The sequence below is a fragment of the Pseudomonas emilianonis genome (assembly GCF_023072625.1).
GTDB classification, from domain to species: Bacteria; Pseudomonadota; Gammaproteobacteria; order Pseudomonadales; family Pseudomonadaceae; genus Aquipseudomonas; species Aquipseudomonas paraveronii.
Window position 1 is genome coordinate 1 of sequence record NZ_JAKNRV010000556.1, and the last position, 2,305, is coordinate 2,305.

Below are 2,305 nucleotides of genomic sequence, written 5' to 3' on the forward strand. Positions count from 1 at the left end.
GCGATGATCACGCCGACAGAGCCGAGCATGTCACTCCAGACCTCCAGGTACGCACCTTTGACATTCAGGCTTTCGCCGCTGCCGGCGCTGAGCAGGCGCATGGAGATCAGGTTGACGAGCAGCCCCAATAGACTTCATCCATCCGCGCATCAATCGCCGCCGCCACTTGCCGTGTACCGTGTTCGCGCAACGCCCGCTGCGCCAGCACGGCGAGGTTGGACACCGGCAACACCGGGCGCTCCAACGCAAAGGCCAAGCCCTGGACCACGCCGATGGCGATGCGCACACCGGTAAAGGCGCCCGGGCCACGGCCGAAGGCGATGGCGTCCACGGCGGACAGGCTCGTACCGGCGTCCTCCAGCAGTTGCTTGATCATCGGCAACAGCTTCTGCGCGTGCAGGCGCGGGATCACCTCGTAGTGGCTCGTTACCTTGCCATCGTGCAGCAAGGCAACCGAGCAAGCTTCAGTCGCAGTGTCCAGGGCCATCAGGGTGCTCATCGGTGTCGGTGTCCAAGTCGAAAAAAGTGCGCCAGTATAAACAACAACGGCCCGCAAGCGGGCCGTTGTACGTAAAGCCGATCATTCGATCAGCTCAGCGCTTGCAGCACCTTGCCGGTGATCGCTTCCACCGAGCCGACGCCAGGGATGTGGCTGTATTTCGGCTTGCCTTGAGCAGCCGACAGCTTCTGGTAGAAGTCCACCAGCGGTTTGGTCTGGGAATGGTAGACCGACAGGCGATGACGCACGGTTTCTTCAGTGTCGTCTTTACGCTGCACCAGGTCTTCGCCGGTGACATCGTCCTTGCCTTCCACTTTCGGCGGGTTGTAGACGGTGTGGTACACGCGACCCGAGGCCTCGTGAACGCGACGACCGGCGATACGCTGGACGATCTCTTCATCTTCAACCGCGATTTCGACCACTGCGTCCAACTCGACACCCGCCGTCACCAGGGCTTCCGCCTGGGGAATGGTGCGTGGGAAGCCGTCGAACAGGAAGCCATTGGCGCAATCAGGTTGTGCGATACGGTCCTGGACCAGTGCGATGATCAGGTCATCGGAAACCAGGCCGCCAGCATCCATGATGCTTTTGGCTTTAATGCCCAGCTCGGTGCCTGCTTTTACCGCAGCGCGCAGCATGTCACCGGTGGAGATTTGTGGAATGCCAAATTTTTCAGTGATGAACTTTGCCTGAGTACCTTTACCGGCCCCGGGAGCTCCCAGCAGAATGACGCGCATCGATGTGCTCCTCAATTTTTTATAGAGATGACGCTCGGATTCGCCGCGTGGGGCCAATCTCGTAAAAATGTGGGCCCAGGCCGCCCAAACGGCCAAAGGCTGATCAAGATACACAGCAGGCCCAAACCACACAAGCCGCCAAAAGTAGGAAAAACCCGCACCACACGTGCGTCATAGGTGGGGTGTGCCTGGGTGCAACCCGACCCTCTAAACGCCGACCGCCCTTTTCTGGGCGGCCGTCGTGGGTTATCCGCAAGCCGTTGAGAACACGCAAAAAACCTCAGCCGGTGTTGCGCAAACCGGCGGCGATACCAGCCACGGACACCAGCAGCGCCTGTTCCAGAGGGCTGTCTTGCGCCGCTTCCTGGCGACGCGAGCGCGCCAGCAATTCGGCCTGCAACAAGTGCAAGGGGTCGAGGTAGGTGTTACGCAGACGGATGAACTCCAGGGTATCCGGGCTGTGGGCAAGCAGTTGCGACTGGCCGGTCAGGCCAAGCACCACCTGGCAAGCCTGCGACAATAGGTCGCGTAAATGCGCACCCAACGGCAACAGCTCTGGCTGCACCAAACGCTCGTCATAGAGCCGCGCGATATCGGCATCGGCCTTGGCCAACACCATCTCGAGCATATCGATGCGGGTGCGGAAGAACGGCCATTGCTCGCGCATCTGCCCCAGCAACTCACCCTCCCCGCGCTCCAGGGCCTTGCTCAGCGCCGCTTCCCAGCCGAGCCAGGCGGGCAGCATCAGGCGGGTCTGGGTCCAGCCGAAGATCCACGGGATCGCCCGCAGGCTTTCAATACCGCCGGCACGGCGTTTGGCCGGGCGACTGCCCAAGGGTAGGCGCCCCAATTCCTGCTCCGGGGTGGACTGGCGGAAATACTCGACGAATTGCGGATTTTCCCGCACCACGGCGCGGTAGGCGCTGACACCGTCTGCTGCCAATTCATCCATCAACTTGGCATAGCCCGGAATCGACGCGGCCTTGAGCAGCAGGGAAGGGTTGGTGGTGGCATCTTGCGGCTTGAGATTGGCGAGGGCCGCGAAATCGCCGGTATCGGCGACGACGGT

General features: G+C 61.5%; 2 protein-coding genes and 2 pseudogenes. All 4 read right to left on the reverse strand.

Annotated elements, in window-relative coordinates:
• Nucleotides 1-134 (reverse strand): annotated as a pseudogene (locus L9Z73_RS29245) (cation transporter); the annotation flags it as partial.
• A pseudogene (gene tsaB, locus L9Z73_RS29250) lies at nt 119-499 on the reverse strand (tRNA (adenosine(37)-N6)-threonylcarbamoyltransferase complex dimerization subunit type 1 TsaB); the annotation flags it as partial. The pseudogenes L9Z73_RS29245 and tsaB, both read right to left, overlap by 16 nt.
• Before the next feature lie 89 nt (nt 500-588).
• Nucleotides 589-1,236, reverse strand: coding sequence for an adenylate kinase (adk, locus tag L9Z73_RS29255; RefSeq protein WP_247408352.1), 648 nt, complete (start codon nt 1,234-1,236; stop codon nt 589-591).
• Nucleotides 1,237-1,516: 280 nt separating this feature from the next.
• A partial coding sequence (locus L9Z73_RS29260) for a phosphoenolpyruvate carboxylase (protein WP_247408353.1) occupies nt 1,517-2,305 on the reverse strand: 789 nt, incomplete at its 5' end.

Excerpts from the sequence above, each read along its gene's own strand:
- adk (WP_247408352.1), bottom strand. The coding sequence starts at position 1,236 with ATGCGCGTCATTCTGCTGGGAGCTCCCGGGGCCGGTAAAGGTACTCAG.